The sequence below is a fragment of the Paraburkholderia sp. GAS333 genome (assembly GCF_050435665.1).
In the GTDB taxonomy this organism is placed as follows: domain Bacteria; phylum Pseudomonadota; class Gammaproteobacteria; order Burkholderiales; family Burkholderiaceae; genus Paraburkholderia; species Paraburkholderia fungorum_A.
Window position 1 is genome coordinate 511,468 of the sequence record NZ_JBNDKS010000002.1, and the last position, 23,522, is coordinate 534,989.

A 23,522-nucleotide genomic window follows, 5' to 3' on the forward strand; every position below is an offset into this window, starting at 1 on the left:
GCTTAAGCGTACCTGGATCATGCTGGTTACAGCCAATACCTGCATCGCGCTGTTTGCCGTCCAGGTCGCGCCAACGCTATTGCATCGCGTTGAAAAGCTGCTTTAAGGATTCGCTCAGCGGCTCGAAAATGCAAACGCAAACCAGCCGGTGCTGCCGTTCGTCGACATCCGGCGCGGCTTGCGGCTCGTGTTCTTCGGCGCGGCGATGGCAATGCGCTTCTTCAGCGACAGATGCAGCGGCGTCGGTTTGCGCAGCAGCGTGCGAAGTGAAAAGCGTCGCGAACTGCCCTGCAGTCGCAATGCGGAGAAGAATGTGTGGAACCACGTGCGAATGCCGTCGACGGCTTTCGCATCGCGCCACTGTTCGCCTAATGCGCGGGTGCGCGTGGCGTGGTGACGCAGCGCGCGCATCACATGACGGCGCGCAGGACGCGCCGCTTTCAGCGCGGCGCGGGTAAGACGGGTGCTCAGAAGAGTATGCATGGCTTCACAAGTGGGCAATGTGTCGCGCGACGGAAAGTGCGCCATTAGCAGCACCAAATGTGCCAATAACGGCGTCGCGATAAACGGCACGAATGCCCGGAATTCGACTGAAAAAAGCGCGGAGGCCGACGGCTCGGGCCTTGACGGCCGGTGCACGGTGCAAAAACGCGGGAGTGACGATCAACATGCGTGCAGGCTACACGCGATTCGTGACGCCAGAAAGTCGGTTTTTACCCTGCGAATACGGGTTTTTACCGGGTTGATCGCAGCGCATACCGGATCGATCGCGCCCTTTGCGGTCGATTATCGTGCGTGTTTGCCCATTCAACGTGCCACGCAATAAATCGCGACGCGTGAAAGTAGTGCGTAAGGCGGTAAGGTCATCGCGACTCGCGGCACGGTGAAACTGCGCGCACCGCCATCGCGCCCGTTTTACAATCGAGCATCAGTTAGTGAACAGTAACGGAACACCATGTCACTTCATTCGAAGAAAGAGCAGATTCATACGTTGCGGGAGCAGGGTTTTGTCGTCGTGCCCGGATTGGTGTCGCCCGAGCGCTGCGAAGAACTGAAGCAGATTGCGCAGCAGCAGTTGGTCGAAGCCGCCGCGCCGATCGAGTTCGAAGCGGATCTGCAATATCCGGGCGCGCCGTCGTCGAAACATGCGCCTGGCGGACATACGGTGCGGCGTTTGCTCGACGCATATGGCCGTCACCCGGCGTTTGCGCAATGGGCGACCGCGCCGGAAATCCGCGGCTGGATGGAACTGTATTTCGGTGAAGAGCCGCGTCTGTCGCGTGCGCATCACAACTGCATGATGACCAAGCACCCAGCGTACGGCAGCCTGACCGGCTGGCATCGCGATGTGCGTTACTGGTCGTTCGAGCGGGACGATCTGGTGTCGGTGTGGCTCGCGGTAGGTTCCGAAACCGTCGACAACGGCGCTCTGTGGCTGGTGCCGAAATCGCACAACGCTCCGTTCACATCGGATCGTTTCGATGAAGCCAAGTTTTTCCGTTCGGATCTGGAAGAAAATCAGGCGTGGATTCGCAGTGCCGTGTCGCCCGAACTCAAAGCCGGTGACGTGGTGTTTTTCCACTGCAACACGCTGCATTCAGCGGGCAAGAATCTCAGCGATCAGGTGAAGTTTTCGCTCGTGTACACCTATCACGGTGCGAGCAATGTGCCGTTGCCGGGAACCCGGTCGGCGGCGAAGCCTGAGGTGGCGTTTTAATCTGCCGATTCCGGCAGCGGCGCTTGAATGTGTTTAATCAGCATTCGAACAGACAGACCACCAGGCGCCGCGCCAATCACGAATCCATTACCGCTTGCGTCCGGACAACGCCATGCCGGTGATTCCCGCAAGCGTCGCCACCACGCCACCCACGATCAGCATGATCGCCTTGTTGCTCGGCGAGCCGGTGAAAAAGCGCGCGACGTCGCTGCTTACCGAATTGAACGCCTGCCCGCCGAAATACAACAACACGATACCGCCGACAATCAGCGCGATCGAAATCGCTTTCGTCATCTGATGCTCTCCCTTGACTTTGATCGGCCAAAGTTTAGGGGAGCGGTCAGCAATCGTCCATCCCGCATACTGGGCGCATGCACGTCTCGCTTCGATTGGCTAACATAGCGGTCTGCCTGCCGCTTTACCTCGATAAAACAGACAACAGATAGCAGCAGAACGCCTCCGCAGCACGCGATTGCCTCACGCCCGCAATGACCGGGTGACTTCCACCAACAAGGACACAAGCAATGGCTTACGAAGCAGCTTCAGAACGCTATTCGGACATGCAGTACCGCGTCTGCGGCAAATCGGGTCTCAAACTGCCGGCGCTCTCGCTCGGCCTGTGGCACAACTTCGGCGACACCACGCCGATCTCCACGCAGCGCGACATCCTGCGCACGGCCTTCGATCTCGGCATCACGCACTTCGACCTCGCGAACAACTACGGCCCTCCGTACGGCAGTGCGGAAACGAATTTCGGCCGCCTGTTCAAGGACGACTTCAAGCCGTATCGCGATGAACTGCTGATCTCGTCGAAGGCGGGTTGGGATATGTGGCCGGGTCCGTACGGCCAGGGCGGCGGTTCGCGCAAGTACGTGCTCGCGAGTCTCGACCAGAGCCTGCAACGCATGGGCCTCGACTACGTCGACATTTTCTATTCGCATCGTTTCGATGCGGACACGCCGCTCGAAGAAACCGCCGGCGCATTGGCGACTGCGGTTCAGCAGGGCAAGGCTCTGTACATCGGCATTTCGTCGTACTCGGCAGCGAAGACGCTCGAAATGACGAAGCTGCTCGCCGAATACAAGGTGCCGATGCTGATTCATCAACCGGCGTACAACATGCTCAACCGCTGGATCGAGCATGAGTTGCTCGATACGCTGGAGCAGGTCGGCGCGGGTTCGATCGCGTTCACGCCGCTCGCGCAAGGTCTGTTGACCGGCAAGTATCTGAACGGCGTGCCGGACGACGCGCGCGTCAACAAGCCGGGCGGCGGCTCGCTGAAGCAGGAGCATCTGAGCCCGCAAAATATCGAGCACGTGCGCAAGCTGAACGACATCGCCCAGCGTCGCGGACAAAGCCTCGCGCAGATGGCGCTTGCGTGGGCGCTGCGCGATCCACGCGTGACGTCGGTGCTGATCGGTGCGAGCCGTGCTGAACAGGTGCGCGAGAACGTCGGCGCGCTGAAGAACCTCGCGTTTTCGAAGGACGAACTCGCCGAGATCGATCGCTATGCGACCGAAGGTGGAATCAACCTCTGGGAAAAGCCGTCCACGGATCAGGCGATCTGATCCGCGAAACGTCACCCCGTCAGTAGAAAAGCCGCCCGTGAGGCGGCTTTTTTTTTGCGCTGTCGCTAGACCAGTGCGGGCAATCCTTCGACCAGCGCGACCGCGCACATCACGCCGATCAGCGCGCCAACGACCCGCAGCGCGTTGTGCCGCAATTCCGTCTTGCAGGGAAGCGCGCCGACAAACAGCGCACCGGCCAGCGCCATCGGAATCACCAGGATGAAATCGCCGATCGTGAAGTAGGTCGTCATGGTTGTCTCCTTATGTATTACTGGCGAAGGCGGCGGCTCCTTTCATGGAGTCATGTATCGCCAAAGCTCAGTTTGAGTATAGGAGACAGTTCGACCAACATAACGACGCCCGGCGGCGTTTCAGCAGCTATTCGCAAGCTGCTGAAACTAGAGCCATCAAGGCTCGCCGAGATTGGCGCGGCGCAGCAAAACGCGAAGAAAAAATGAAGCGTTTGCTTACGTCGTCCTTACTTTTTGATCGTATTTCATGCGATACGGATTACAGCGTGACTCACGCGATCACCTCGCGGTTTGTTCGCGTCTGCGTAACCGTGTTGCCGCAACAATGCCGATAACGAGCAGCGTGCCGACCAATCCGGCGACGCCGTTCCAGCCGTGATTTGCCCACACATGACCGCCGTATGAACCGATCAGGCTCGACCCGGTGTAATACGCGAGCAGATACAGCGCGGCCGCCTGGCCTTTCGCTTCTTTCGCGAGGCGGCCGACCCAGCCGCTCGCCACCGAGTGTCCGGCGAAAAAGCCGAACGTCACGCAGGCAATGCCGGCTGTGATCGCGGCCAGCGGATGGAGCAGCGTGAGCGCGAGACCGAGCACCATCAGCAGCAGGCTGGCGGTGAGCACGCGCGCGCGGCCGAACGTGTCGGCCATGCGTCCCGACCACGGCGATGCAACCACGCCCGTCAGATACACGACGAAGATCGCGCCGATTTCCGTCTGACTCAACTGATACGGCGGCGCGAGCAGCCGGTAACCGATGTAGTTGTATAGCGTGACGAAGCTGCCCATCAGCACGAAGCCTTGCAGGAACAGCAGCGGCAGGCCGGGTCGCGTGAACTGCTTGAGCAGCGCCGTGCGGTGATGCGCGAAGCCGAGCCCGCGGCGCGGCACGAAATGGCGTGACGGCGGCAGCAGCGCGCGAAAAGCGAGCATCGACAGAAGTCCGAGCACGCCGATCGTGCCGATCGCGACGCGCCACGAGAACAGATCCGCGACCACGCCGGTGATCACGCGACCGGCCATGCCGCCGATTGCGGTGCCGCCGACGTAGAGGCCCATCGCGAGCCCGAGGCCGTCGGGATGCACTTCCTCGGCGAGGTAGGCCATCGCGACGGCGGGCACACCGCCGAGCGCGAGGCCTTCGAGCGTGCGCAGCACCAGCAGTTGATGCCATTGCGGCGCGATCGACACGCAGATCGTCAGCACCGCGGATACGGTGAGCGAGAGCGTCATCAGCTTGTGACGGCTCCATCCTTCCGAAACGAAACCGGCGACAAAAATGGCGAGCGCGAGTGCAGCGGTGCTGAACGACAGCGACAGGCTGGACTGCGCGGGCGTCACGTTGAACGTCGCGGAGAACGCCGGCAGCAACGGCTGTACGCAGTAAAGCAGCGAGAATGTGGCGTATCCGGCGAACAGCAGCGCGATGCTGGCGCGCCAGTAGGCTCGCGAACCGCGTTCGAGGTAGGGGATATCAGCGACGTCAGACAAGGCGGAGGCGGTGAAGGAAGCAGACGAAGTGGGAGCAGCCGATGAAGCAGTCCGGTGGGATTCCGGCGAGGGGGTCACAAAAAAATCTCCTGGGAGGAAGCGAAGTCTTCGAAGGAGTTAACGATACGCTGAAAAGAACGATTGGGTTGGCGGGGCGGGCAGCGGGATAGATGAGAGGGTGGAGGCAAGGGCGAAGGGCGAAGGGCGAAGGGCGAAGGGCGAAGGGCGAAGGGCGAAGGGCGAGAGCACAAGGCACAAGGCACAAGGCGAGATAGCGGGGGGCCAAGTCGGCTTGTCGTGAAGCGCGAGGGGGCGTTGTTCACGCACGCACGAAGCGAAATAGCGACGGATTAAGCGGCGCCGCTAATGCGTTCAGCTCAGCTCAGCTCAGCTCAGCGCGAAAGCATAGAAGCATCCAGCCACGTCACTCGCCTCCCCCACCTTTCCCCTCGCCCGCAAAAAAACGCCGCTCAACCGTGCGCCGCCCCGGCCCCCGCCCCCGCCCCCGCATCGCTCGCGCTCGCAGGCGCCGCCGGATGCACGATCTGCTCATCAGTCGGCAGATCGGACACGTTCCAGCCGCCGCCCAATGCCTTCACCAGCGCGACGCTCGCAGCCATCCGCCGACGCGCGATCGACACCGCATTGCGCTCATTCGTCAGAGCCGTAGTCTGCGCGACGACCACATCCAGATAGGTAATCGCGCCGTTCTTATAGCGGTCCGACACGACCGCCAGCGACCGTTGCGCGGCGCTTACCGCGTCGTCCTGCGCGCTGGCTTCCTGTTCGAGCACGCGCAGCGTGGCGAGATTGTCCTCGACCTCGCCGAACGCCGTAAGCACCGTTTGCCGGTATTGCGCGACGCTTTCGTCGTAGTGCGCGCGCGCCTGTTCTTTCACGGATGCGCGTCCGCCGAAATCCAGCAGCGTGCCCGCGAGCGCAGGTCCGAGCGACCACAAGCGGCTCGGCGCGAGCAGCCACTGACTGTAGTTGGTCGCTTCGAGTCCGCCCGTCACCGACAGCACGAGGCTCGGGAAAAACGCCGCCGTCGCCACGCCGATCTGCGCGTTCATGTCGGCAACCTGTCTTTCCGCCGCTGCGATGTCGGGCCGTCGCTCAAGCAACGTGGACGGCACGCCCGCTGCCGCCACCACCGGCACGGCCGTGAGCGGCGCAACCGGCAACGAGAAAGTGGAAGGCGACTGGCCGGTCAGGATCGCGATCGCGTGTTCGAGCTGCGCGCGCTGCACGCCGAGATCAAGTGCCTGTGCCTGCGTGGTTTTGAGTTGCGTTTGCGCCTGCGCGACGTCGGCGTCGGTGGCGATGCCGCCCGCGTAACGATGCTGCGTCAGATCGAGCGCTTCGCTGTAGGCCTTGAGCGTGTCGTCAAGAAGCTGGCGCTCCTGATCGAGTCCGCGTAGCTCGAAGTAGTCGGTGGCGAGTTCGGCCTGCATCGACAGAAGCACGGCCTGGGCGTCGGCGGCACTGGCTTGCGCCTGGGCTTTCGCGCCTTCGACGCTGCGCGACACGCGACCCCACAGGTCAGGTTCCCACGACGCGTCCGCTTGTACGAGGTAGTCGTTCAGCGTGAGGCCAGCGGTCGATTTGTGCAGCACGTTCTCCGACGACCGCGCCCGCGAATAGTTGCCATTTGCGCTGACGACCGGGAAGAAGCTCGACCGGTATTGCGCGACGGTCGCGCGGGCGGCGCGAAAGCGCGCTTCGGCCGACTGCACGTTCTGGTTGGCGGTGGCGACCTGCTGTTCGAGCAAATCGAGCGATGGGTCTGCGTAGATGTTCCACCAGGCGCCGCGCGTGAGCGTATCGGCGGGCTGCGCAGGTTGCCAGCCGCTGCCCGCGAGTTCCTTGTAGGTGGCGGCCGTGGTGGTGGGCGGCTTCACGTAGTCGGGGCCGACGGTACAGGCGGTGAGCGCGAACACAAGCGCAGCGACTGACCATGCTCGCGTATAAGCGCGCCCGCGTGACCGTGTGGATTCGCCGCGTGAGACCAGCGCGTTCATGACGACGCCTCCGCTTTCCCTTCGCCGCCTGGCGCTGCGGAAGAACCAGAAGCACCAGAAGCACCCTTCGCGTTATCCGCCTTGCGCGGTGCAATCCGCACCGCCGCTCCGTCGACGATCGAATCCTGCGGATTCAGAATCACCTGTTCGTTGCCTTGCAAACCCGACGCAATCGCCACACGCGTGCCGAAGTCCGTTCCCAGCGATACCGGCAACAACCTCACCTTGTGATCGGCGTCCACGGTCGCGACCTTCACGCCATCCGGGCGAAACAGAAATGCGTTGCCCGGTAGCGTGAACGGCGCCTCGCCTGTACCCAACGCAAAATGCACCTGCGCATACGCACCCGGCAGCAATTCGCCGTTGCGATTGTCGACATCGACTTCGACCAGCATTGTGCGTTGTTGCGCATCGACTGCGCCCGCCGTACGCGCCACCGTCCCCGGATAATGCTTCGATGGCGTTTCCGTCAGCGTCAAAAACGCGCTCTGCTGCGCGCGGATTTGCTGTGCGTATGCCTGCGGCACGTTCACATACACTCGCAGACGATCCGCCTGCGCAACATGAAACAGTTCCTTCGTCGGACCGCCCGCGCTGCCCGCGTCGATCAGCGCGCCGACATCGACATTGCGCGCGGTCACCGTGCCGTCGAACGGCGCGTAGACCTTCTGGAACGATTGCGTTTTTTCGAGTCGCGCAACGTTGAAGCGCGCGGCGTCGAGCGTGGCTTTTTTCGCGAGCATGTCGCCAACTTTTTCGTCGGTTTCCTGCTTCGATACTGACTTGCTTTTCAGCATGTCGGTCCAGCGATCGGCGGTGCTTTTCGCCAGCGCGTAATTGGCCTCGGCATTCGCGAGATCCGCGCGGGCGGCGCGCAACTGATCGTCCACTTCGGGCGTGTCGATTTCCGCGAGCAACTGGCCGCTCTTCACATGTGCGCCGATATCGGCGTACCACTTCTTCAGATAGCCGCTGGTGCGTGCATAGATCGGCGTGTCGAGAAAAGCCTGCACATTGCCGGGCAAAACAAGATCGAGCCCAACCGACGACTTCTGCGGCCGCACCACTTCGACGCTCAACTGGCTCGCATGCTCCGCATCGCGTTCGAGCGCGGCGTGCGCATCGTGACGCGACCAGATGCCTTGCGCGGCGAGCGCAATCACGGCCAACGCCACCGCGACGGCAATTGCGCGAGTGCGCTTCGTTTTTGCGGGACGGTGCGCAGTATCGGTAGCGGAACTGGAATCGTCCGGACGTTTTGCTTCCATCAAACTTCCCCTGTGAAGATGCGTGGGCAGTCGGCGCTGCCTCTTGTGTAGCGTGTCATTGCGATGGCGATGGCGTTAGTCGGCTTCATGGTTTCTGCACCACGTGTTCGGCCGCGCGCAGACGCCGCGCCGCGAGCCGTTTGTAGATCATCGAGAACACCACCGGCACGAAGATCAGCGTCGCCAGCGTGCCGACCGTCAGACCGCCGATCACCGCGCGCCCGAGCGGCGCGTTCTGCTCGCCACCTTCGCCGAGACCGATCGCCATCGGCACCATGCCGATGATCATCGCGAGCGCGGTCATCAGCACCGGACGGAAACGCGTGAAGCCTGCTTCGATTGCCGCGCGCGTGGCGTCGCCGTGTTCGAGTAACTGCTCGCGCGCGAAGCTGATCACGAGAATCGCGTTGGCCGTGGCGATACCGATACACATGATCGCGCCGGTCAGCGCGGGAATCGACAGCGTGGTGTGCGTGAGAAACAGCATCCACACGATGCCCGCGAGCGCACCCGGCAGCGCGGTGATGATGATGAACGGATCGAGCCACGACTGGAAATTCACGACGATCAGCAGATACACCAGCAGGATCGCGAACACGAGCCCGGCGAACAGACCCGAGAACGAATCGTTCATGGTCTGCACCTGGCCGCGCACTTCGATAGTCGATGTTTTCGGCAGATCGGCCTTTGAGTCGTCGATGATCTTGCGGATATCGTCGGAGACGCCGCCGAGATCGCGACCGTCGGCGGTGCCGTAAATATCGATCGTGGTCTGCGCGTTGTAGTGGTTGATCGTTGCATTGCCGGCTTCGCGCTTCATCGTCGCGAGCGAGCCGAGAATGTTGCTGCGACCGTTCGCGTTCAATGGAATATTTGCGAGCGATTGCAGCGAATCGATCGTGTATTGCGGCGCTTCCGTGATCACGTTATAGCTCACGCCATTGCGCGGATTGAGCCAGAACGTCGGCGTGGTTTGCTGGCTGCCCGACAGCGTGATCAGCAGATTGCTCGCGATGTCGTGTTGCGAGAAACCGGCTTGCTGTGCGCGCGTGCGGTCCACGTCGATGAAAATACGCGGCAAATCCGCAGGCTGCTGGATGCGGGCATCGGCGAGACCCGGCACTGCGCGCAGACGGTTCAGCAACTTGGCAGCAAACACGCGATTGCCCGCGACATCGCGGCCCACGATCTGAATATCGATCGGCGACGGCATGCCGAAGTTCAGCGTCTGACTGACGATATCCGCAGGTAGAAACGCGAACTGCACGCCGGGAAATTCGTCGGTGAGCGTGCGCCGCAGCGTGCGAACGTAATCGGCGCTCGGATGATGATCGGGATTGAGCGTGATGAGCACGTCCGCATCCGACGTGCCGATCGTGCCGGTGCTGCCGTACGAAAGATTGATACCCGACACCGGCAAACCGATATTGTCGATGATCGAATGCAACTCGCCCGCAGGGATCAACTGACGAATGCGCGTATCGACACGATCGGTCATGACCGCTGTTTCTTCCACACGCATGCCGGTTTTCGCACGCAGATGCAGCGCGATGGTGCCCGCATCGACGGCCGGAAAAAAGTCGCGACCGATAAACGGCACGAGCAGCATCGACGCGCCACAGCAAACCAGAAACAGCGTAACGAAAAGACCCGGCCGCGCAACGCGTGCTTCGAGGAACACGCGATAACGGTCGCGCAAACGCGAGAAGCCGCGCTCGAATGCATAGTGAACCCGCATGAACGGATTGCGCGTTTGCACAGACCCGTGATGCGCGGTCGTCGCCACATGGTGATGGCGCAGCAGGTATTTCGCGAGCGTCGGCACGAGCGTACGTGAGAAGAAATACGACGCCAGCATCGCGAACACCACGGCTTCCGCGAGCGGAATGAACAGATAGTGCGCGACGCCCGTCAGCATGAACATTGGCACGAACACGATACAGATGGACAGCGTCGACACTAGCGTCGGAATCGCAATCTGATGCGCGCCGTCGAGAATCGCCTGCTCGAGATTCTTGCCCTGTTCCAGTTGATGGCTGATGTTTTCGATCGCGACGGTCGCATCGTCCACCAGAATCCCGACTGCGAGCGCGAGGCCGCCGAGCGTCATGATGTTGATGGTTTCGCCGAGCATCGAGAGCGCGATGATCGACGTGATCATCGACAGAGGAATCGACACGGCGATGATTAGCGTTGCGCGCCAGTTGCCGAGGAACAACAGAATCATCAGACCTGTCAGGCACGCGGCGATCAACGCTTCGCGCAATACGCCCTGCACGGAAGCACGCACGAATAGCGATTGATCGGCAACGGGGTCGATATTCAGCGACTCGGGCACGAGATTGCGCAGCGTCGGCATCATCGATTTGATGCGGTCGACGATTTCCAGTGTGGACGTGTTGCCGCTTTTGTTAATCGTGAGCAGCGCCGCGCGTTGGCCGTTCACGCGCACGATATTGGTTTGCGGCTGGAAGCCGTCGCGAACATGCGCGACATCGCGAATATAAACGGTGCCGTTCGCGGTGGATCTGATCGGAATATTGTTGAGGCCGGCGAGCGAATCCGGGCTGCCGTTCATTTCCACCGAGTATTCAGTCGAGCCGATTTTCGCGGTGCCCGACGGCAGAATCAGGTTCTGCGCGGTGACCGCGTTGACCACATCGAGCGGCGACAGATTGCGCTCCTGCAATTTGCGCGAATCGATATCGACCATGATCTGCCGCTGCTTGCCGCCATACGGCAATGGCACCGATGCGCCGGGCACGGTGGCGAGTTGCGTCTTCAGAAAATTATTGCCGAAGTCGAACAGCTCCTGCTCGGTCAGCGACGCCGACGACAACGCGAGCCGCAAGATCGGCACCGTCGACGCGTTATAGCGCAGGATATTCGGCGGCGTGATGCCAGGCGGCAGCGAGCGCAATTGCGTTTGCGATAGCGCGGTGACCTGAGCCAGCGCTTCGTCGATATTCGCATGCGGCTGGAAAAAAATCTTGATGACGGCGATGCCGTTCAGCGAAGTCGATTCCGTATGTTCAATATCGTTGACGGTGGTCGCGAGGCCGCGCTCGTAATTGAGCACGATGCGCTTTTCCATTTCGTCGGCGGGCAGACCGTTATACGACCAGATTACCGAGAGCACCGGTATATCGATGTTCGGGAAAATGTCGGTGGGCGTACGAAGAATGGTCAGCGGCCCGACGATCAGAAGTAGCAGGGCCAGGACGACAAAGGTATAGGGGCGCCGAAGCGCGAGTCGAACAATCCACATGACTAGCGCAATCGATAAATGCCGATGACAGCGAGCTTACGCGACCCGCAAACGTTGCAAATAAGCTGGACGTTGTGCACGTTTTTGATATCTCCCCCCGGGTGGGTTTATGATTGTCTCGTTACGACGCGTTAAGCCGAGATGATCGTTTGAGCGAGCCGTAATTGGAATAGGGCGAAACGACGGGTGAAGCGGTTTTTACCTGCATTTTTGATATTTTCGTTTGCACTTTCCAAAGTCCCTTAAAACGGGAACAATGACTTTCAACCTCTCACGCGTATCACGCGCAGCAGATTGGGTGCGTAAGCAACGTTATCGACGGAGCGACGCTTTTATCATCACCTTGACCGGCGCGAAATCATAAAGCCGGCTACGGGAGAAACGGGGAAACATCATGCAAATCGGTTCCATTGTCCGATCGGTGCACATCGCCGTGCCGCAAGGCGCGCGCGGAATTGTCATGCGCATTCTGGGCGACATGGCCATGGTTGCGTGGTACGCGGGCGAGCCCGGTACGTCGCAGCACCTGAATACTGAACCCTTTTTTCTCGAAGACCTGATCGATACGGGCGAGCAGGTGCGTCCGTCCAGCGCGCAGATACATTGATCGTGCTGTGAGTTTCGCTACGTGCGCGCGATGTTAAGCGTGTTGTAAGTCACGCTGAAGTCGCCGTGTCATTCGTATGTTCAACCGCAACGTGAGCCGTGGCCCTCGTCTTTGACGGCGGCGCGGCGCACAATGCGGGCATGAACGACGACATTTCCGATCCTCAGGACGGCGCCACTAGCGCCGCGCCTTTCGCCCGGCTCCAGCCGGAAATCGTGCTCGACGCGCTCGACAGCGTGCTCAGCACGGCAGGCGTGCGCACTGATGGCCGCATGCTGCCGCTCAACAGCTACGAGAACCGTGTGTACCAGGTGGGCGTCGAAGACGGTCCGCCGGTTGTCGCGAAGTTCTATCGTCCGGAGCGTTGGAGCGATGCCGCGATTCTCGAAGAGCACGCGTTCGTCGCCGACCTCGCCGCGCGCGAGATTCCGGCAGTGCCCGCGCGCGTACTTGATGGCCGCACGCTGCATACGTTCGACGGCTACCGCTTTTCGATCTTCGAGCGACGCGGCGGTCGCGCGCCGGACCTCGACCGTAGCGACACGCTCGAATGGCTTGGGCGGTTTATCGGCCGCATTCACGCGGTTGGTCAGACGCAAAATTACACCGAACGTCCTACGCTCGACATCAACACCTTCGGCTACGAGCCGCGCGACTTTTTGCTCGCGCAGCGTTTCGTCCCCGACGACGTTCGCACTGCATGGGAAACCGTTGTGAATCTCGCGCTCGAAGGTGTGGAGCGCGCGTTCGAGCGTGCCGGCGAAATTCGCATGCTGCGAATGCACGGCGATTGTCATCCGAGCAATGTGTTGTGGACCGATGCCGGCCCGCATTTCGTCGACTTCGACGATAGCCGGATGGGTCCGGCCGTGCAGGATTTGTGGCTATTGCTACCGGGCGAGCGTGCCGAGGCATCGCGTGCGCTGGCCGATCTGCTCGCCGGATACGAAGATTTCTGCGAATTCGAGCCGCGCGAACTCTATCTGGTCGAAGCGTTGCGCACACTGCGGCTGATTCACTATCAGGCGTGGCTTGCACGCCGCTGGGACGACCCCGCGTTTCCCGCGGCGTTTCCGTGGTTCAACACGCAGCGCTACTGGGAAGACCGCATCCTCGAAATGCGCGAGCAACTCGGCGCCATGCAGGAAGGGCCGCTCTGGCCGGTTTGAACCCTGCGATTCGAGTTTCGAGTGTGGCGCGTGCAATACGCTTCAAGGCGCCTGCGACGCCACACTCGATGACTCCACCAGCGTCGACTTCACGATCACCTCGGCGCGCACGTCTCGCCCGATCGCCTCGATCGCCGGACGCATCTGCGCGAAATCATCGGGCGAGCACACGTCGCTGTCGAAGTGCGTGGTGCCGTCGCGCGTCATCGTCACCACGTTGCTCGACGGATCGAATGCGTATTGCGACTGGAAATCGACGAAGCGGTCTTGTGCGCGCTTCGCCTCCGGCATATCGAGCACATGGAAGTTGGCAGGCAACTCGATGCGCGCATGTTCGTGCAGCGACAGGTTGTGGCAAACGAACGGCTGCGTGCGCCGCCGCTCGCCGAGCCAGTAACGCGTATCCGCTTCGACGCCGCCGGCGAGACTCGTCAGCGCGCGAATCGACGCCGCCGCGCCGGGCACGACCAGACTCTCCAGCGTGCCTTTCATCGTGATCGTCAGCGGGCCGTCGGCGACGTTCAGATCGTTGGTGCTGAGCGTGGCGGTGCCGCGCAGGTTAGCGCCGCGCAACTCGGCCTGAATCGACTCCTCGCGCTGCGACGGTGTCTGCATGCGCAATCGCGCACGCGCCTGTTCCGCGAACGGGCCGTTGTCTTCCAGCCGGTACGTGAAGCTCGCCGAGCCGTCGGGATCGACCTTGATCGACAGATCGGTGCTGCGTTTCATCAGCGCGGTGGCGGGCGTATTGGCGAGTACGCCGTCGCCGACGAGCACGGTCGGGCGGTTCATATCGGTGGAAGGCAGAAAGCCGAATTCGACATTCGATGCGGTCGAATCGGCGTATTGCTGCAAGTCCGGCAGCCACGTGATGACGTGATTGATGACGCCGTAACCCGGCACGCTCGGCAGCGTGTAGATCGTGCCGCTGCTGATCAGCGCGGGCTCGTTGCGCACGCCGACCGCGTCGAGCAGCGCACCGTACAGCGCGACGTGATCCTTGCAGTCGCCATAACGATTCGCGAGGATCGCGCTCGCGCTGTGCGGCACGACCGCGCCGCGCCCGACGTTGATCGCCACGTAGCGCACATTGCGGCGGACCCAGTCGTACAGCGTTTTCGCCTTGTCGCGCGGCGTGCGGTCGTGCACGGTGAGTTGCTGCGCGAGTCGCGTGATTGCCGGATCGTGCGCGCCCGGGTCCGCAGCCGATTCGCGATAGGTCGCGGCGAAGGCGGCGTAGTCGGGAAAGGTCGACACCATCAGCCGGTCGCCATACGACACGTACGCAATCGAGCCATTCTCCAGCCGGCTGAAATGCGCCTTGTCGTAGCGGAATTCGTAACGCGTGCGGCCGTTCAGCGTGACCGGTGATTGCGCGGTGAAACCCCTGGCGTCGGCATAAAGCGGCTTGCCGGCGGGCAGGTCGTAGATCAGACGGAAGTTGTGGGTCGGGGCGAGATCGGGCGGCGTGAAGTCGCTGAATTCGCCGGGCACGATCGGCTGCTTCTGCGTCTTGCGATACGTCAGATGCACGCGCGCGCCCGGTTCGACCGCCGGGAACACGATCACCTTTTCCTGGATGTCCTGGAACATCGGCGCGTCGAACGAACGGGCCTCCTGTACGTCGCGGATCTGGTCGGGCTGCACCTCGTGACGCACGCCGTCGACGGTCGTCGTGTACGCCTCGAGAATCTGCACGTCCGCCATGTTCCGGTTGAACCAGACGTATTGCTGCGCCACCCGCGCGACGCCGGCCTCGCTGTTCACGCGCAGCGTCAGGGAATCGAGCTTGGAATACGAACCGTCGGCGTTGACGGTGAAGGTTTGCGTCTCGCCTTCGTTGGTATACGGATCGTCGAGTTTATCTGCGACGCTCGCGCTCGCGACGTGGATGCCGGCAAGCCAGCCAACTGAAACGACGCAAAGCACCGAAAGGAATCGCATGGCAGGCAGGTATCCGAACGCGCAACGTTGACGGGATCTGGAGCTAGAGTCGGGTTGCGCCGCGCGCTTGTCAAGCGCCTGCAACACGTTGCGATTGAGCAAAGCGGGTAAATGTGTAATGATAGTCGTTCTCAATTGAAAGGCATCGCCAGCTTCGGTCACATTTCTCCTCCTCTGTGACCGCCAGCCAGCCTTTCGATCAGGACGACCTGGACCGCAAGCCGGGTCGTCCGCCTTCTGACACTTTCCCTCACCGCTGCCGTATGAGCGCGCGCCTCCCCCAGTGTGCCGTCGACGGATCGAGCTGATGCCGCCTGGAGCCTGGATGAACGCCCCCGTTTCAATCGATGCAAAGTCCGCTGCCGGTCAGCGCACACAATCCACCGCCCATACCGAATACACCGCCCATCAGCCGCCGCGCACGCATCATCTGATGGATGACGCCGAGCAGGCGGCGCGGCGTCAGCGTTCGCGTCGCTCGAATTTCATCAAGTGGCTGCGCAAGGTGCATGGCTGGGTCGGCTTGTGGGGCGCGGTGCTGGGTTTGATGTTCGGCGCGACCGGGTTCCTGCTGAACCATCGGGCCGGGCCGCTGAAAGTGTCGACGGGCGAGCCGATCGTCGAGGAAATGCAGATTCCCGTGCCGCAAAAACCGCTGCATTCGCCGATGGATCTGGCGAAGTGGCTCAAAGCCGAATTGAAGCTGGACGGCAAGCCGGGGCGCGCGCGGCGCGAGCCGGCGCATCCGGTCGCGTGGGGCGATCACAGCGCGATGCAGCCGGAGTTCTGGCAGGTCGGCATCATGGGCCCGTCGCAGAACGTGCAGGCGGAGTACTGGGTGGGCAATGGCTTTGTCGCGGTAAAACGCACGCACAACAGTTTTCTCGCGACGATGAACAATCTGCACAAGGGCGCGGGTTTGAGCGTCGGCTGGGTGCTGCTGATCGATACGATCGCCGGCAGTCTGATCCTGCTTTCGCTGACCGGCGTGCTGCTATGGACCGAGTTGAACAAGCGCCGCGTGGTGGGCGTGGTGCTGGTGGGCGGGTCGATTGTCGCGACGGTGGTGTGCGCGCTGATGTGAGCGTTTTATGCGGCGGCGAGCGTTGGACGTTAGCGGTTGCCGGAAAACGCCCCGCGTTCAAACGCTGCAGGCTGCACCGCCCGAGGCCGCGACTTCCCGAGCCGCCTTCGCACCTTCAACCTGAAGCAGCGTCGGCAGCGACACGCCATTCTTCGCCGCCGTCACCTCGGCGAGTATCGAAACGGCAATTTCGGGCGGCGTCCGGCTGCCGATATAAATGCCAACCGGTCCATGCAAACGGGCCAACTCCGTCTCGTTCAGGTCGAACTCTTTTAGCCGCTCGCGCCGCGCCTGGTTATTCCTTCGTGAACCCAGCGCGCCGACATAGAACGCGGGCGTTTTCAACGCTTCCATTAAAGCGAGATCGTCGAGCTTCGGATCGTGCGTAAGCGCGATCACCGCGCAGCGTTCGTCGAGTTTCATGTCGATCACGGTATCGTCCGGCATGGTCCGAACGATCTTCGTGCCGGGGATATGCCACTCCTCCGTGTACTCCTCGCGCGGATCGCACACGGTGACCTGATAATCGAGTCCCACCGCAATCTGGCACAGATAGCGCGACAACTGCCCAGCGCCGATCACCAGCATCCGGTAGCGCGGACCGTGGATGGTCAGCAGACGCTCGCCGTCGAAATGCACGCCGTCCGTTGCGAGCGCCGCATCGAGCCGGACCGCACCGGTACTCATTTCGACCTGACGCGCGACCAGACGCCCGTCCTCTACCGCACGGCACAATTCGGCGATGCCGCTTTGCCGCGTCAACGGTTCCAATACAAGCTGGATCGTGCCGCCGCAAGGCAGGCCGAAACGATGCGCTTCCTCCGCGGTGATGCCGTACTTCACCGCCTCCGGGCGCGTCTGCTCGATTCCCCGTTGCCGCACGCGGTCGATCAGATCGTCTTCGATGCAGCCGCCCGACACTGAGCCGACCACTAGCCCGTCGTCGCGGACCGCGAGCATTGCGCCCTCGGGACGCGGCGACGAGCCCCACGTCTTCACGACCGTCACCAGTAGCGCGCGATGTCCTTCTTCCAGCCAGCGTGCGCTGGACTTCAGGACTTCGAGATCCACGCTGTCCATGATTTCTTCCTCTTGGTTGGGTCTGCGTCGGCGTCGGTGCCGTCGTTCGATTGTGTGTCCTGCGTGGCGGCATCGACGGCGGATGCTTCTTCGGTCGCGTCCGTCGACGCGCCATCCTCTCCCGCAACATGCGCGCCAAATCGCTTGAAGAATTCGCCGGCGATCTTGCGCGCCGCGCCGTCCACCAGCCGCGAGCCGATTTGCGCCAGCTTGCCGCCGACTTGCGCGCTTGCCGTATAGCTTAACTTCGTTGCGTTTTCGCCGTCGGCTTCGAGCGCGACCCGCGCGTTGCCTTTGGCGAAACCCGCAGCGCCACCCTGGCCTTCGAACACGATGCTGTAGGTGTTCGGTGCTTCGATGTCGGTCAGTTGCATGCGTCCCTTGAAACGGGCCTTGACCGGGCCGACCGCGGCGCTCAGCGCGACCAGATACGCGTTCTCGCCGTCCGCTTCGATGCTTTCGCAACCGGGGATGCAGGCGCGCAGCACCTCGGTGTCGTTCAGTGCATCCCATGTTTGCTGCTGCGAAACTGGCAGCGTGTGAGTTTCGGTCAATTCCATGACGTTGCTCCCGAGGTAGCTTTAGCGGCAAGCGCGGGGCGAGGCGCGCGCGTGAGTTGCGCGAGATCGCGGCCGAACGCTGCCAGGCTGTCCAGATTGTGAACCGGACGATGCGCATCGACATACGGCAGGATCGCCTGCACGCCACGCGCCTTCGGAGAAAAGCCGCTAAAACGCAGCAGCGGATTGAGCCAGACAATGCGATGCGCGAAGCGTCGCAGCCGGGCCATTTCGGTATCGAGTACGTCGATGGCTTCGTGATCGAGGCCATCGGTGACGAGCAGCACGGTCGCACGTCCGGTCAGCACGCGCCGCGCCCAGCGCCGGTTGAATTCCGCGAGTGCCGCACCGATGCGCGTGCCGCCCGACCAGTCGACCACCTGATCGGTGAGCGTCGCAATCGCCACATCGGGATCGCGTTCGCGCAGCGCGCGCGTCGCGTTGGTGAGCCGCGTGCCGAACAGAAACACCTGCAGGCGTTCGCGCGATTGCAGCAGCGCGTGGCAAAAATAAAGCACTGCGCGCGAGTAGCTGCTCATCGAACCGGAGATGTCGAGCAGCAACACGAGCGGCGGTTTGCGTTCGACCACCGCGCGATATTTCCATACCGTCCAGTCGCCGCCCGCGCGCACCGCGTGCCGGGCACTCGCGCGCAAATCGGCATGCGTGCCGTGCGATGACGCTTTCAGGCGACGCGTCGGTTCGGTGGCGAGCGGTAGACGCTGGCCACGAATCAGGTGACGCAAGCTGCGCCATTCATCGGCGGAAAGGGTGTCGAAATCGCGGTGACGCAAGCGCTCTTCCGCGCTGAACGTGACGTGCGCGTGCAACTCGTGCTGCTCGGTCTGCTGCGGCGTTCTGGTGTGCGGCGACGGCGGCGCGCGGACGGCGAGGGCATCGGCGAGACGGTTGTTGCGTTTGGGCGGCGGCAGGCCGTCGCGAACTTTTGGTAGCAGCAGCGCGCGCAGTTTGCCCTCCCAATCCGGGTCGCGCCAGAACAGCGCGAACGCGGCGTTGAAGAGTTCGCGCTCGTCGGGCGCGCAGACTAGCGAGGCGGCGAGCGCGGCGCGCACGTCGTCGCGCCGGCTGAGGTCGATCCAGTGCAGGGCGGCGAGGGCATCGACGGCCTGGGCGGGCGACATCGGCAAGCCCGCGCCGCGCAGCACGCGCACGAAGTGAACGACGTTGCGCGCGAGTGTTGGAGTTTGGTCTGGCGTCTCAACCGTTGCGCCTGAAGGGGATTGCCTGGTCATGCTGACGATCCCGGTGCGGGCGCGAGACACTGCGCAATCTGCGCGGCATCGACGCGCGCCAGATCGTCCTGATACTTGAGCAGCACACCCAGCGTGTTCTGCACCGATTGCGGATCGAGTTCCGTCACCGACAGCGCTTCCAGCGCGCGGCACCAGTCGATCGTCTCGGCAATGCCGGGCGCTTTGAACAGATCCATGCCGCGCAGCCGGTGCACGAAATCGACCGCCCGCCGCTGCAATTCCGCCGATGTCTGCGGCGCGCGAGCCGCGACGATCTCCAGTTCCCGATCCCGCTCGGGATAGCCGATCCATTGATACAGACAGCGACGCTTCAACGCGTCGTGCACTTCGCGCGTGCGGTTCGAGGTCATCACGACGAGCGGCGGTTGCGCTGCCCGCACGGTGCCGTATTCGGGAATCGACACCTGGAAGTCCGACAGCAGTTCGAGCAGGAACGCTTCGAACGGCTCGTCGGCTCGATCGATTTCGTCGATCAGCAGCACGCGCCTCGCGCCGGGATGATTTTCATCGGGCATCAACGCTTGCAGTAGCGGACGCTTCAGCAAAAATTCGCCGCGATACAGCGTGTCGTTATCGGGCCGCTCGCCGGCGGCTTCCGCGAGACGCAGCGCCATGATCTGACGCGGATAGTCCCACTCGTACAGCGCGCTCGCCGTATCGAGTCCCTCATAGCATTGCAGACGCAACATCGTGGTGCCGAGCATTCCCGCTGCGGCTTTCGCGAGTTCGGTTTTGCCGACGCCCGGCTCGCCTTCGACGAACAACGGCCGCTCCATCCGCAGCGCGAGATAGAGCGCGGTCGCGAGTTCGCGGCTGGCGAAATAACGTTGCGCGGCGAGTTGCGCGAGGGTGTCGTCGATTGAAGCGGGTTGCATGGCGGTCCTGAATCTGCGCGCCTGATTGACGCCGATGAAGCCTGACAAACGGGCGAGCTGCGATAAAACGGGAACGGGGCTGACGTGCCGAAATAAAAGCACGCCAGCCTGTTCGACGAATCGCTAGCCGTTCGCCTTCGCCACCGCCCGCGCGGCGAGCACCGGGATCAGGTGCGCGCGATAGTCGGCGCTCGCGTGCATGTCGGTGTTCAGATTCGCCGCCGACACGCTTACTCCGCGCGCGGCCTCCGGCGTGAAATTCGCGGATAACGCGCTTTCCAGTTCCGGCACACGAAACACCGACGCCGCCGCGCCCGTCACCGCCACTCGCACGCCGCTCGCGAACTTCGCGACGAACACGCCGACCAGCGCGAAGTGCGACGCAGGATTGCGGAATTTCTCGTAGGCCGCGCGCTCGGGAACCGGAAACTCGACCGCGACAATCAACTCGTCCGGCTCCAGCGCGGTTTCGTACATGCCGACGAAAAAGTCCGCCGATGCAATCCGCCGACGCTCGGTGACGATGGTCGCGTCCAGTGCCATCGCCGCCGCCGGGTAGCACGCGGCCGGATCGTTGTTTGCCAGCGAGCCACCGATCGTGCCCAGCGCTCGCACCTGACGGTCGCCGATGTGCGCGGCGAGATCGGCGAGGCCGGGCGATACGCGACGCAATTCCGCGTGCTCGGCGACATCCGCGTGGCAGACGGCGGCGCCGATCGTCACCGTGTTGGCATCCACGGTGATCGATTTGAGCGCGGGAATGCGCGTCACGTCGACCAGTTGCGACGGTTGTGCGAGACGCAGCCGCATCGTGGGCAGCAGGCTCTGGCCGCCGGCCAGGAATTTCGCGTCGCTGTCGGCGGTGAGGATGGCGGCGGCCGCTTTGGGATCCGTCGCGCGTTGATACTCGAATGAATACATGTCGATTCTCCGCTCAGGATCTCAATGGGGTTGCGCATTGCCTTGCTTCGCCGCGCGAATCGCGGACCACACGCGATGCGGCGTCGCGGGCATTTGCAGATCGGTCACGCCGAGCGGCGCAAGCGCATCGATGATCGCGTTGATCACCGCCGGCGGCGAGCCGATCGCGCCGGCCTCGCCGCAGCCCTTCACGCCGAGCGGATTGTGCGTGCACGGCGTGCCCTTCGCGGTCTCGACGGTGAAGTCGGGCAGATCGGACGCGTGCGGCATCGCGTAATCCATGTACGAGCCGGACAGCAACTGGCCGCTGTCGTTGTCGTACACGCAGCGTTCCAGCATCGCCTGGCCGATGCCCTGCGCGAGGCCGCCGTGCACCTGTCCTTCGACGATCATCGGATTGATCACGTTGCCGAAATCGTCCACGGCGGTGAACTGCTGGATGCGGCACACGCCGGTATCCGGATCGACTTCGACCTCGCAGATGTACGCCCCGGACGGATAGGTGAAGTTGGTCGGATCGTAGAACGCGCTTTCTTCGAGACCCGGTTCGAGCACGTCGAGCGGATAGTTGTGCGGCACGTACGCCGCGAGCGAAATGTCGGCGAATGCTTTCGTGCGATCGGTGCCCGCGACGCGGAACACGCCGTCCTTGAACTCGATATCTTCGGCCGCCGCTTCCAGCAGATGCGCGGCGATTTTCTTCGCCTTCGTTTCGATCTTGTCGAGCGCCTTCATGATCGCCGAGCCGCCGACCGCAATCGAGCGCGAGCCATACGTACCCATGCCGAACGGAATCCGCCCCGTGTCGCCGTGGACGATCTCGACGCTTTCCAGCGCGATGCCGAGCCGGTCGGCGACCACCTGCGCAAAGGTCGTTTCGTGTCCCTGGCCATGACTGTGCGAACCGGTGAACACGGTGACGGAACCGGTCGGGTGCACGCGAATCTGTCCGACTTCGAAGAGGCCCGCCCGCGCGCCCAACGCGCCGGCGATATTCGACGGCGCGAGGCCGCATGCCTCGATGTAGCACGAGTAGCCGAGGCCGCGCAGCTTGCCGTGCTTGGCGGATTCCTGTTGGCGGGCAGCGAAGCCTTTGACGTCTGCGAGTTCGAGCGAACGCGCGAGGATCGTCTCGTAGTCGCCGGTGTCGTAAGTGAGGCCGACCGGCGTCGCGTACGGAAAATCGCGAATGAAATTGCGGCGGCGAATCTCGGCCGGATCGAGCTTCATTTCGCGCGCGGCGGTTTCGACCAGACGCTCGACGACGTAGGTCGCTTCGGGACGGCCCGCGCCTCGGTAGGCATCGACGGGAACGGTGTGGGTGAAGACCGCTTTCACTTCGGCGTAGATCGCGGGCGTCGCGTACTGGCCCGCGAGCAGCGTCGCGTACAGGATGGTCGGCACGCTCGATGCGAACGTGGACAGATACGCGCCCATGTTCGCGATGGTGTGGATGCGCATGGCGAGGAACTTGCCGTCGGCGTCCATCGCGAGTTCGGCTTTCGTCACATGATCGCGGCCGTGCGCGTCGGACACGAACGCTTCCGAGCGCTCGGCCGTCCACTTCACCGGACGGCGGATTTTCTTCGACGCCCAGGTGAGCGCGACGTCCTCGGCGTACAGAAAGATCTTCGAACCGAAGCCGCCGCCAACGTCCGGCGCGATGATGCGCAATTTCGACTCCGGCAGCGACAGTACGAACGCGGCCATCAACAGACGCTCCACGTGCGGGTTCTGATTCGCGACGTAGACCGTGTAGCTGTCGTCCTGCGGCGAGTAGCTCGCGTTGACCGCGCGCGGTTCGATCGCGTTCGGCACCAGCCGGTTGTTGACGATGTCGAGTGTGGTGACGTGGGCGGCTTTGGCGAATGCGGCGTCGGTGGCGGCTTTGTCGCCGTGGCCCCAGTTGTAGCAGACGTTGTCGGGCACTTCGTCGTGGACCGCGGGCTGGCCCGCATCGGCTGCATGCGCTGTGTCGACGACGGCGGGCAGCACGTCGTAATCCACGTCGATCAGTTCAGCGGCGTCTTTCGCGGCCTTGATCGAATCGGCGATCACGAGCGCGACCTGGTCGCCGACGTGGCGCACTTTCGTATGCGCGATGACCGGGTGCGGCGGCTCGTTCATCGGCTTGCCGTCAGTGCTGTGGATCAACCAGCCACAAGGCAATCCGCCGACGTTTTCAGCGGCCATGTCCGCGCCGGTGAAGATCGCGATCACGCCGGGCGACTGCTTTGCCGCCGCGATGTCGATGCTGTTGATCTTCGCGTGCGCATGCGGCGAGCGCAGGAACACCGCGTAGGTTTGCTGCGGCAGGACGATGTCGTCGGTGTACTGGCCGTTGCCGGTCAGAAACCGATAGTCTTCCTTACGTTCGACCGAGGCGCCGATCAGATGGGGGGTGTCGGGTGCGTTCATCGTCGG

General features: G+C 62.7%; 20 protein-coding genes. 6 read left to right on the forward strand and 14 right to left on the reverse strand.

What is annotated here, in order from left to right; genetic code table 11:
- Nucleotides 1–114: 114 nt before the first annotated feature.
- Nucleotides 115–483 carry a hypothetical protein gene (locus ABH945_RS11505; RefSeq protein ID WP_074766216.1) on the reverse strand — a complete coding sequence of 123 codons (369 nt, stop codon included), beginning with the start codon at nt 481–483 and terminating at the stop codon, nt 115–117.
- Between ABH945_RS11505 and ABH945_RS11510 the strand changes: the two genes are divergently transcribed.
- Nucleotides 482–826, forward strand: a complete 345-nt coding sequence (locus ABH945_RS11510; protein WP_143026204.1) for a hypothetical protein — start codon at nt 482–484, stop codon at nt 824–826. The two genes, ABH945_RS11505 and ABH945_RS11510, sit on opposite strands and share 2 nt — an antisense overlap.
- 129 nt (nt 827–955) lie before the next feature.
- Nucleotides 956–1,717, forward strand: coding sequence for a phytanoyl-CoA dioxygenase family protein (locus ABH945_RS11515; protein ID WP_429250608.1), 762 nt, complete (start codon nt 956–958; stop codon nt 1,715–1,717).
- A gap of 87 nt (nt 1,718–1,804) precedes the next feature.
- On the opposite strand, the gene ABH945_RS11520 is transcribed toward ABH945_RS11515, so the two are convergent.
- Nucleotides 1,805–2,011, reverse strand: coding sequence for a DUF3185 family protein (locus ABH945_RS11520; RefSeq protein ID WP_074762711.1), 207 nt, complete (start codon nt 2,009–2,011; stop codon nt 1,805–1,807).
- 230 nt (nt 2,012–2,241) lie between these two features.
- Between ABH945_RS11520 and mgrA the strand changes: the two genes are divergently transcribed.
- Nucleotides 2,242–3,285 (forward strand): L-glyceraldehyde 3-phosphate reductase, encoded by a 1,044-nt coding sequence (mgrA, locus tag ABH945_RS11525; protein WP_074762712.1) that lies wholly within the window; start codon nt 2,242–2,244, stop codon nt 3,283–3,285.
- Nucleotides 3,286–3,350: 65 nt separating this feature from the next.
- Here mgrA and ABH945_RS11530 read toward each other — a convergent pair whose 3' ends face one another.
- The 5 genes from ABH945_RS11530 to ABH945_RS11550 all read right to left on the reverse strand — a co-directional run bounded on the left by ABH945_RS11530 (nt 3,351) and on the right by ABH945_RS11550 (nt 11,584).
- Entirely contained in the window at nt 3,351–3,536 is a 186-nt protein-coding gene (locus ABH945_RS11530; protein WP_074762713.1) for a hypothetical protein, read from the reverse strand.
- A gap of 279 nt (nt 3,537–3,815) precedes the next feature.
- Entirely contained in the window at nt 3,816–5,027 is a 1,212-nt protein-coding gene (locus ABH945_RS11535; RefSeq protein WP_429250609.1) for an MFS transporter, read from the reverse strand.
- Between the two features lie 470 nt (nt 5,028–5,497).
- Nucleotides 5,498–7,048 carry an efflux transporter outer membrane subunit gene (locus ABH945_RS11540; RefSeq protein WP_429250610.1) on the reverse strand — a complete coding sequence of 517 codons (1,551 nt, stop codon included), beginning with the start codon at nt 7,046–7,048 and terminating at the stop codon, nt 5,498–5,500.
- Nucleotides 7,045–8,316, reverse strand: coding sequence for an efflux RND transporter periplasmic adaptor subunit (locus ABH945_RS11545; protein ID WP_429250611.1), 1,272 nt, complete (start codon nt 8,314–8,316; stop codon nt 7,045–7,047). Before ABH945_RS11545 ends, ABH945_RS11540 begins: the two co-directional genes overlap by 4 nt.
- An 85-nt stretch (nt 8,317–8,401) precedes the next feature.
- Complete coding sequence (locus ABH945_RS11550; protein WP_429250612.1) at nt 8,402–11,584, reverse strand: efflux RND transporter permease subunit; 3,183 nt, start codon at nt 11,582–11,584, stop codon at nt 8,402–8,404.
- Nucleotides 11,585–11,978: 394 nt separating this feature from the next.
- Here ABH945_RS11550 and ABH945_RS11555 point away from each other — a divergent pair, with 394 nt between their 5' ends.
- Both ABH945_RS11555 and ABH945_RS11560 read left to right on the forward strand, forming a co-directional pair.
- A complete protein-coding gene (locus ABH945_RS11555; RefSeq protein WP_074762717.1) occupies nt 11,979–12,191 on the forward strand; it encodes a hypothetical protein in 213 nt (70 codons plus the stop codon).
- A gap of 140 nt (nt 12,192–12,331) precedes the next feature.
- Nucleotides 12,332–13,360, forward strand: coding sequence for a serine/threonine protein kinase (locus ABH945_RS11560; protein WP_429251080.1), 1,029 nt, complete (start codon nt 12,332–12,334; stop codon nt 13,358–13,360).
- A 42-nt stretch (nt 13,361–13,402) separates the two neighbouring features.
- Here the strand turns inward: ABH945_RS11560 and ABH945_RS11565 are convergent, their stop codons facing one another.
- A complete protein-coding gene (locus tag ABH945_RS11565) occupies nt 13,403–15,304 on the reverse strand; it encodes a DUF3857 domain-containing transglutaminase family protein (RefSeq protein WP_429250613.1) in 1,902 nt (633 codons plus the stop codon).
- Between the two features lie 325 nt (nt 15,305–15,629).
- Here ABH945_RS11565 and ABH945_RS11570 point away from each other — a divergent pair, with 325 nt between their 5' ends.
- Nucleotides 15,630–16,388: a PepSY-associated TM helix domain-containing protein gene (locus ABH945_RS11570; protein ID WP_074762719.1), complete on the forward strand. Its 759-nt coding sequence runs from the start codon at nt 15,630–15,632 to the stop codon at nt 16,386–16,388.
- A 57-nt stretch (nt 16,389–16,445) separates the two neighbouring features.
- Here the strand turns inward: ABH945_RS11570 and ABH945_RS11575 are convergent, their stop codons facing one another.
- From ABH945_RS11575 to ABH945_RS11600, 6 genes are all read right to left on the reverse strand, one after another.
- The gene (locus ABH945_RS11575) at nt 16,446–17,468 is read right to left on the reverse strand and encodes an XdhC family protein (RefSeq protein WP_429250614.1); all 1,023 of its coding nucleotides are present in this window, start codon (nt 17,466–17,468) and stop codon (nt 16,446–16,448) included.
- The gene (locus ABH945_RS11580; RefSeq protein WP_429250615.1) at nt 17,441–18,028 is read right to left on the reverse strand and encodes a CoxG family protein; all 588 of its coding nucleotides are present in this window, start codon (nt 18,026–18,028) and stop codon (nt 17,441–17,443) included. The genes ABH945_RS11575 and ABH945_RS11580 overlap by 28 nt, the downstream gene beginning before the upstream one ends.
- Nucleotides 18,019–19,281, reverse strand: a complete 1,263-nt coding sequence (locus ABH945_RS11585; RefSeq protein ID WP_074762722.1) for a vWA domain-containing protein — start codon at nt 19,279–19,281, stop codon at nt 18,019–18,021. The genes ABH945_RS11580 and ABH945_RS11585 overlap by 10 nt, the downstream gene beginning before the upstream one ends.
- Nucleotides 19,278–20,177, reverse strand: a complete 900-nt coding sequence (locus tag ABH945_RS11590; protein ID WP_074762723.1) for an AAA family ATPase — start codon at nt 20,175–20,177, stop codon at nt 19,278–19,280. Before ABH945_RS11590 ends, ABH945_RS11585 begins: the two co-directional genes overlap by 4 nt.
- Before the next feature lie 123 nt (nt 20,178–20,300).
- Nucleotides 20,301–21,098, reverse strand: a complete 798-nt coding sequence (locus tag ABH945_RS11595; protein ID WP_429250616.1) for an FAD binding domain-containing protein — start codon at nt 21,096–21,098, stop codon at nt 20,301–20,303.
- 21 nt (nt 21,099–21,119) lie between these two features.
- Nucleotides 21,120–23,516: a xanthine dehydrogenase family protein molybdopterin-binding subunit gene (locus ABH945_RS11600; RefSeq protein WP_429250617.1), complete on the reverse strand. Its 2,397-nt coding sequence runs from the start codon at nt 23,514–23,516 to the stop codon at nt 21,120–21,122.
- Nucleotides 23,517–23,522: the final 6 nt, after the last annotated feature.

Excerpts from the sequence above, each read along its gene's own strand:
- ABH945_RS11560 (WP_429251080.1), top strand. The coding sequence starts at position 12,332 with ATGAACGACGACATTTCCGATCCTCAGGACGGCGCCACTAGCGCCGCG.
- ABH945_RS11505 (WP_074766216.1), bottom strand. The coding sequence starts at position 483 with ATGCATACTCTTCTGAGCACCCGTCTTACCCGCGCCGCGCTGAAAGCG.
- ABH945_RS11555 (WP_074762717.1), top strand. The coding sequence starts at position 11,979 with ATGCAAATCGGTTCCATTGTCCGATCGGTGCACATCGCCGTGCCGCAA.
- mgrA (WP_074762712.1), top strand. The coding sequence starts at position 2,242 with ATGGCTTACGAAGCAGCTTCAGAACGCTATTCGGACATGCAGTACCGC.
- ABH945_RS11530 (WP_074762713.1), bottom strand. The coding sequence starts at position 3,536 with ATGACGACCTACTTCACGATCGGCGATTTCATCCTGGTGATTCCGATG.
- ABH945_RS11515 (WP_429250608.1), top strand. The coding sequence starts at position 956 with ATGTCACTTCATTCGAAGAAAGAGCAGATTCATACGTTGCGGGAGCAG.
- ABH945_RS11575 (WP_429250614.1), bottom strand. The coding sequence starts at position 17,468 with ATGGACAGCGTGGATCTCGAAGTCCTGAAGTCCAGCGCACGCTGGCTG.
- ABH945_RS11540 (WP_429250610.1), bottom strand. The coding sequence starts at position 7,048 with ATGAACGCGCTGGTCTCACGCGGCGAATCCACACGGTCACGCGGGCGC.
- ABH945_RS11590 (WP_074762723.1), bottom strand. The coding sequence starts at position 20,177 with ATGCAACCCGCTTCAATCGACGACACCCTCGCGCAACTCGCCGCGCAA.
- ABH945_RS11595 (WP_429250616.1), bottom strand. The coding sequence starts at position 21,098 with ATGTATTCATTCGAGTATCAACGCGCGACGGATCCCAAAGCGGCCGCC.
- ABH945_RS11580 (WP_429250615.1), bottom strand. The coding sequence starts at position 18,028 with ATGGAATTGACCGAAACTCACACGCTGCCAGTTTCGCAGCAGCAAACA.
- ABH945_RS11520 (WP_074762711.1), bottom strand. The coding sequence starts at position 2,011 with ATGACGAAAGCGATTTCGATCGCGCTGATTGTCGGCGGTATCGTGTTG.
- ABH945_RS11565 (WP_429250613.1), bottom strand. The coding sequence starts at position 15,304 with ATGCGATTCCTTTCGGTGCTTTGCGTCGTTTCAGTTGGCTGGCTTGCC.
- ABH945_RS11585 (WP_074762722.1), bottom strand. The coding sequence starts at position 19,281 with ATGACCAGGCAATCCCCTTCAGGCGCAACGGTTGAGACGCCAGACCAA.
- ABH945_RS11570 (WP_074762719.1), top strand. The coding sequence starts at position 15,630 with ATGAACGCCCCCGTTTCAATCGATGCAAAGTCCGCTGCCGGTCAGCGC.
- ABH945_RS11545 (WP_429250611.1), bottom strand. The coding sequence starts at position 8,316 with ATGGAAGCAAAACGTCCGGACGATTCCAGTTCCGCTACCGATACTGCG.
- ABH945_RS11510 (WP_143026204.1), top strand. The coding sequence starts at position 482 with ATGGCTTCACAAGTGGGCAATGTGTCGCGCGACGGAAAGTGCGCCATT.
- ABH945_RS11600 (WP_429250617.1), bottom strand. The coding sequence starts at position 23,516 with ATGAACGCACCCGACACCCCCCATCTGATCGGCGCCTCGGTCGAACGT.
- ABH945_RS11550 (WP_429250612.1), bottom strand. The coding sequence starts at position 11,584 with ATGTGGATTGTTCGACTCGCGCTTCGGCGCCCCTATACCTTTGTCGTC.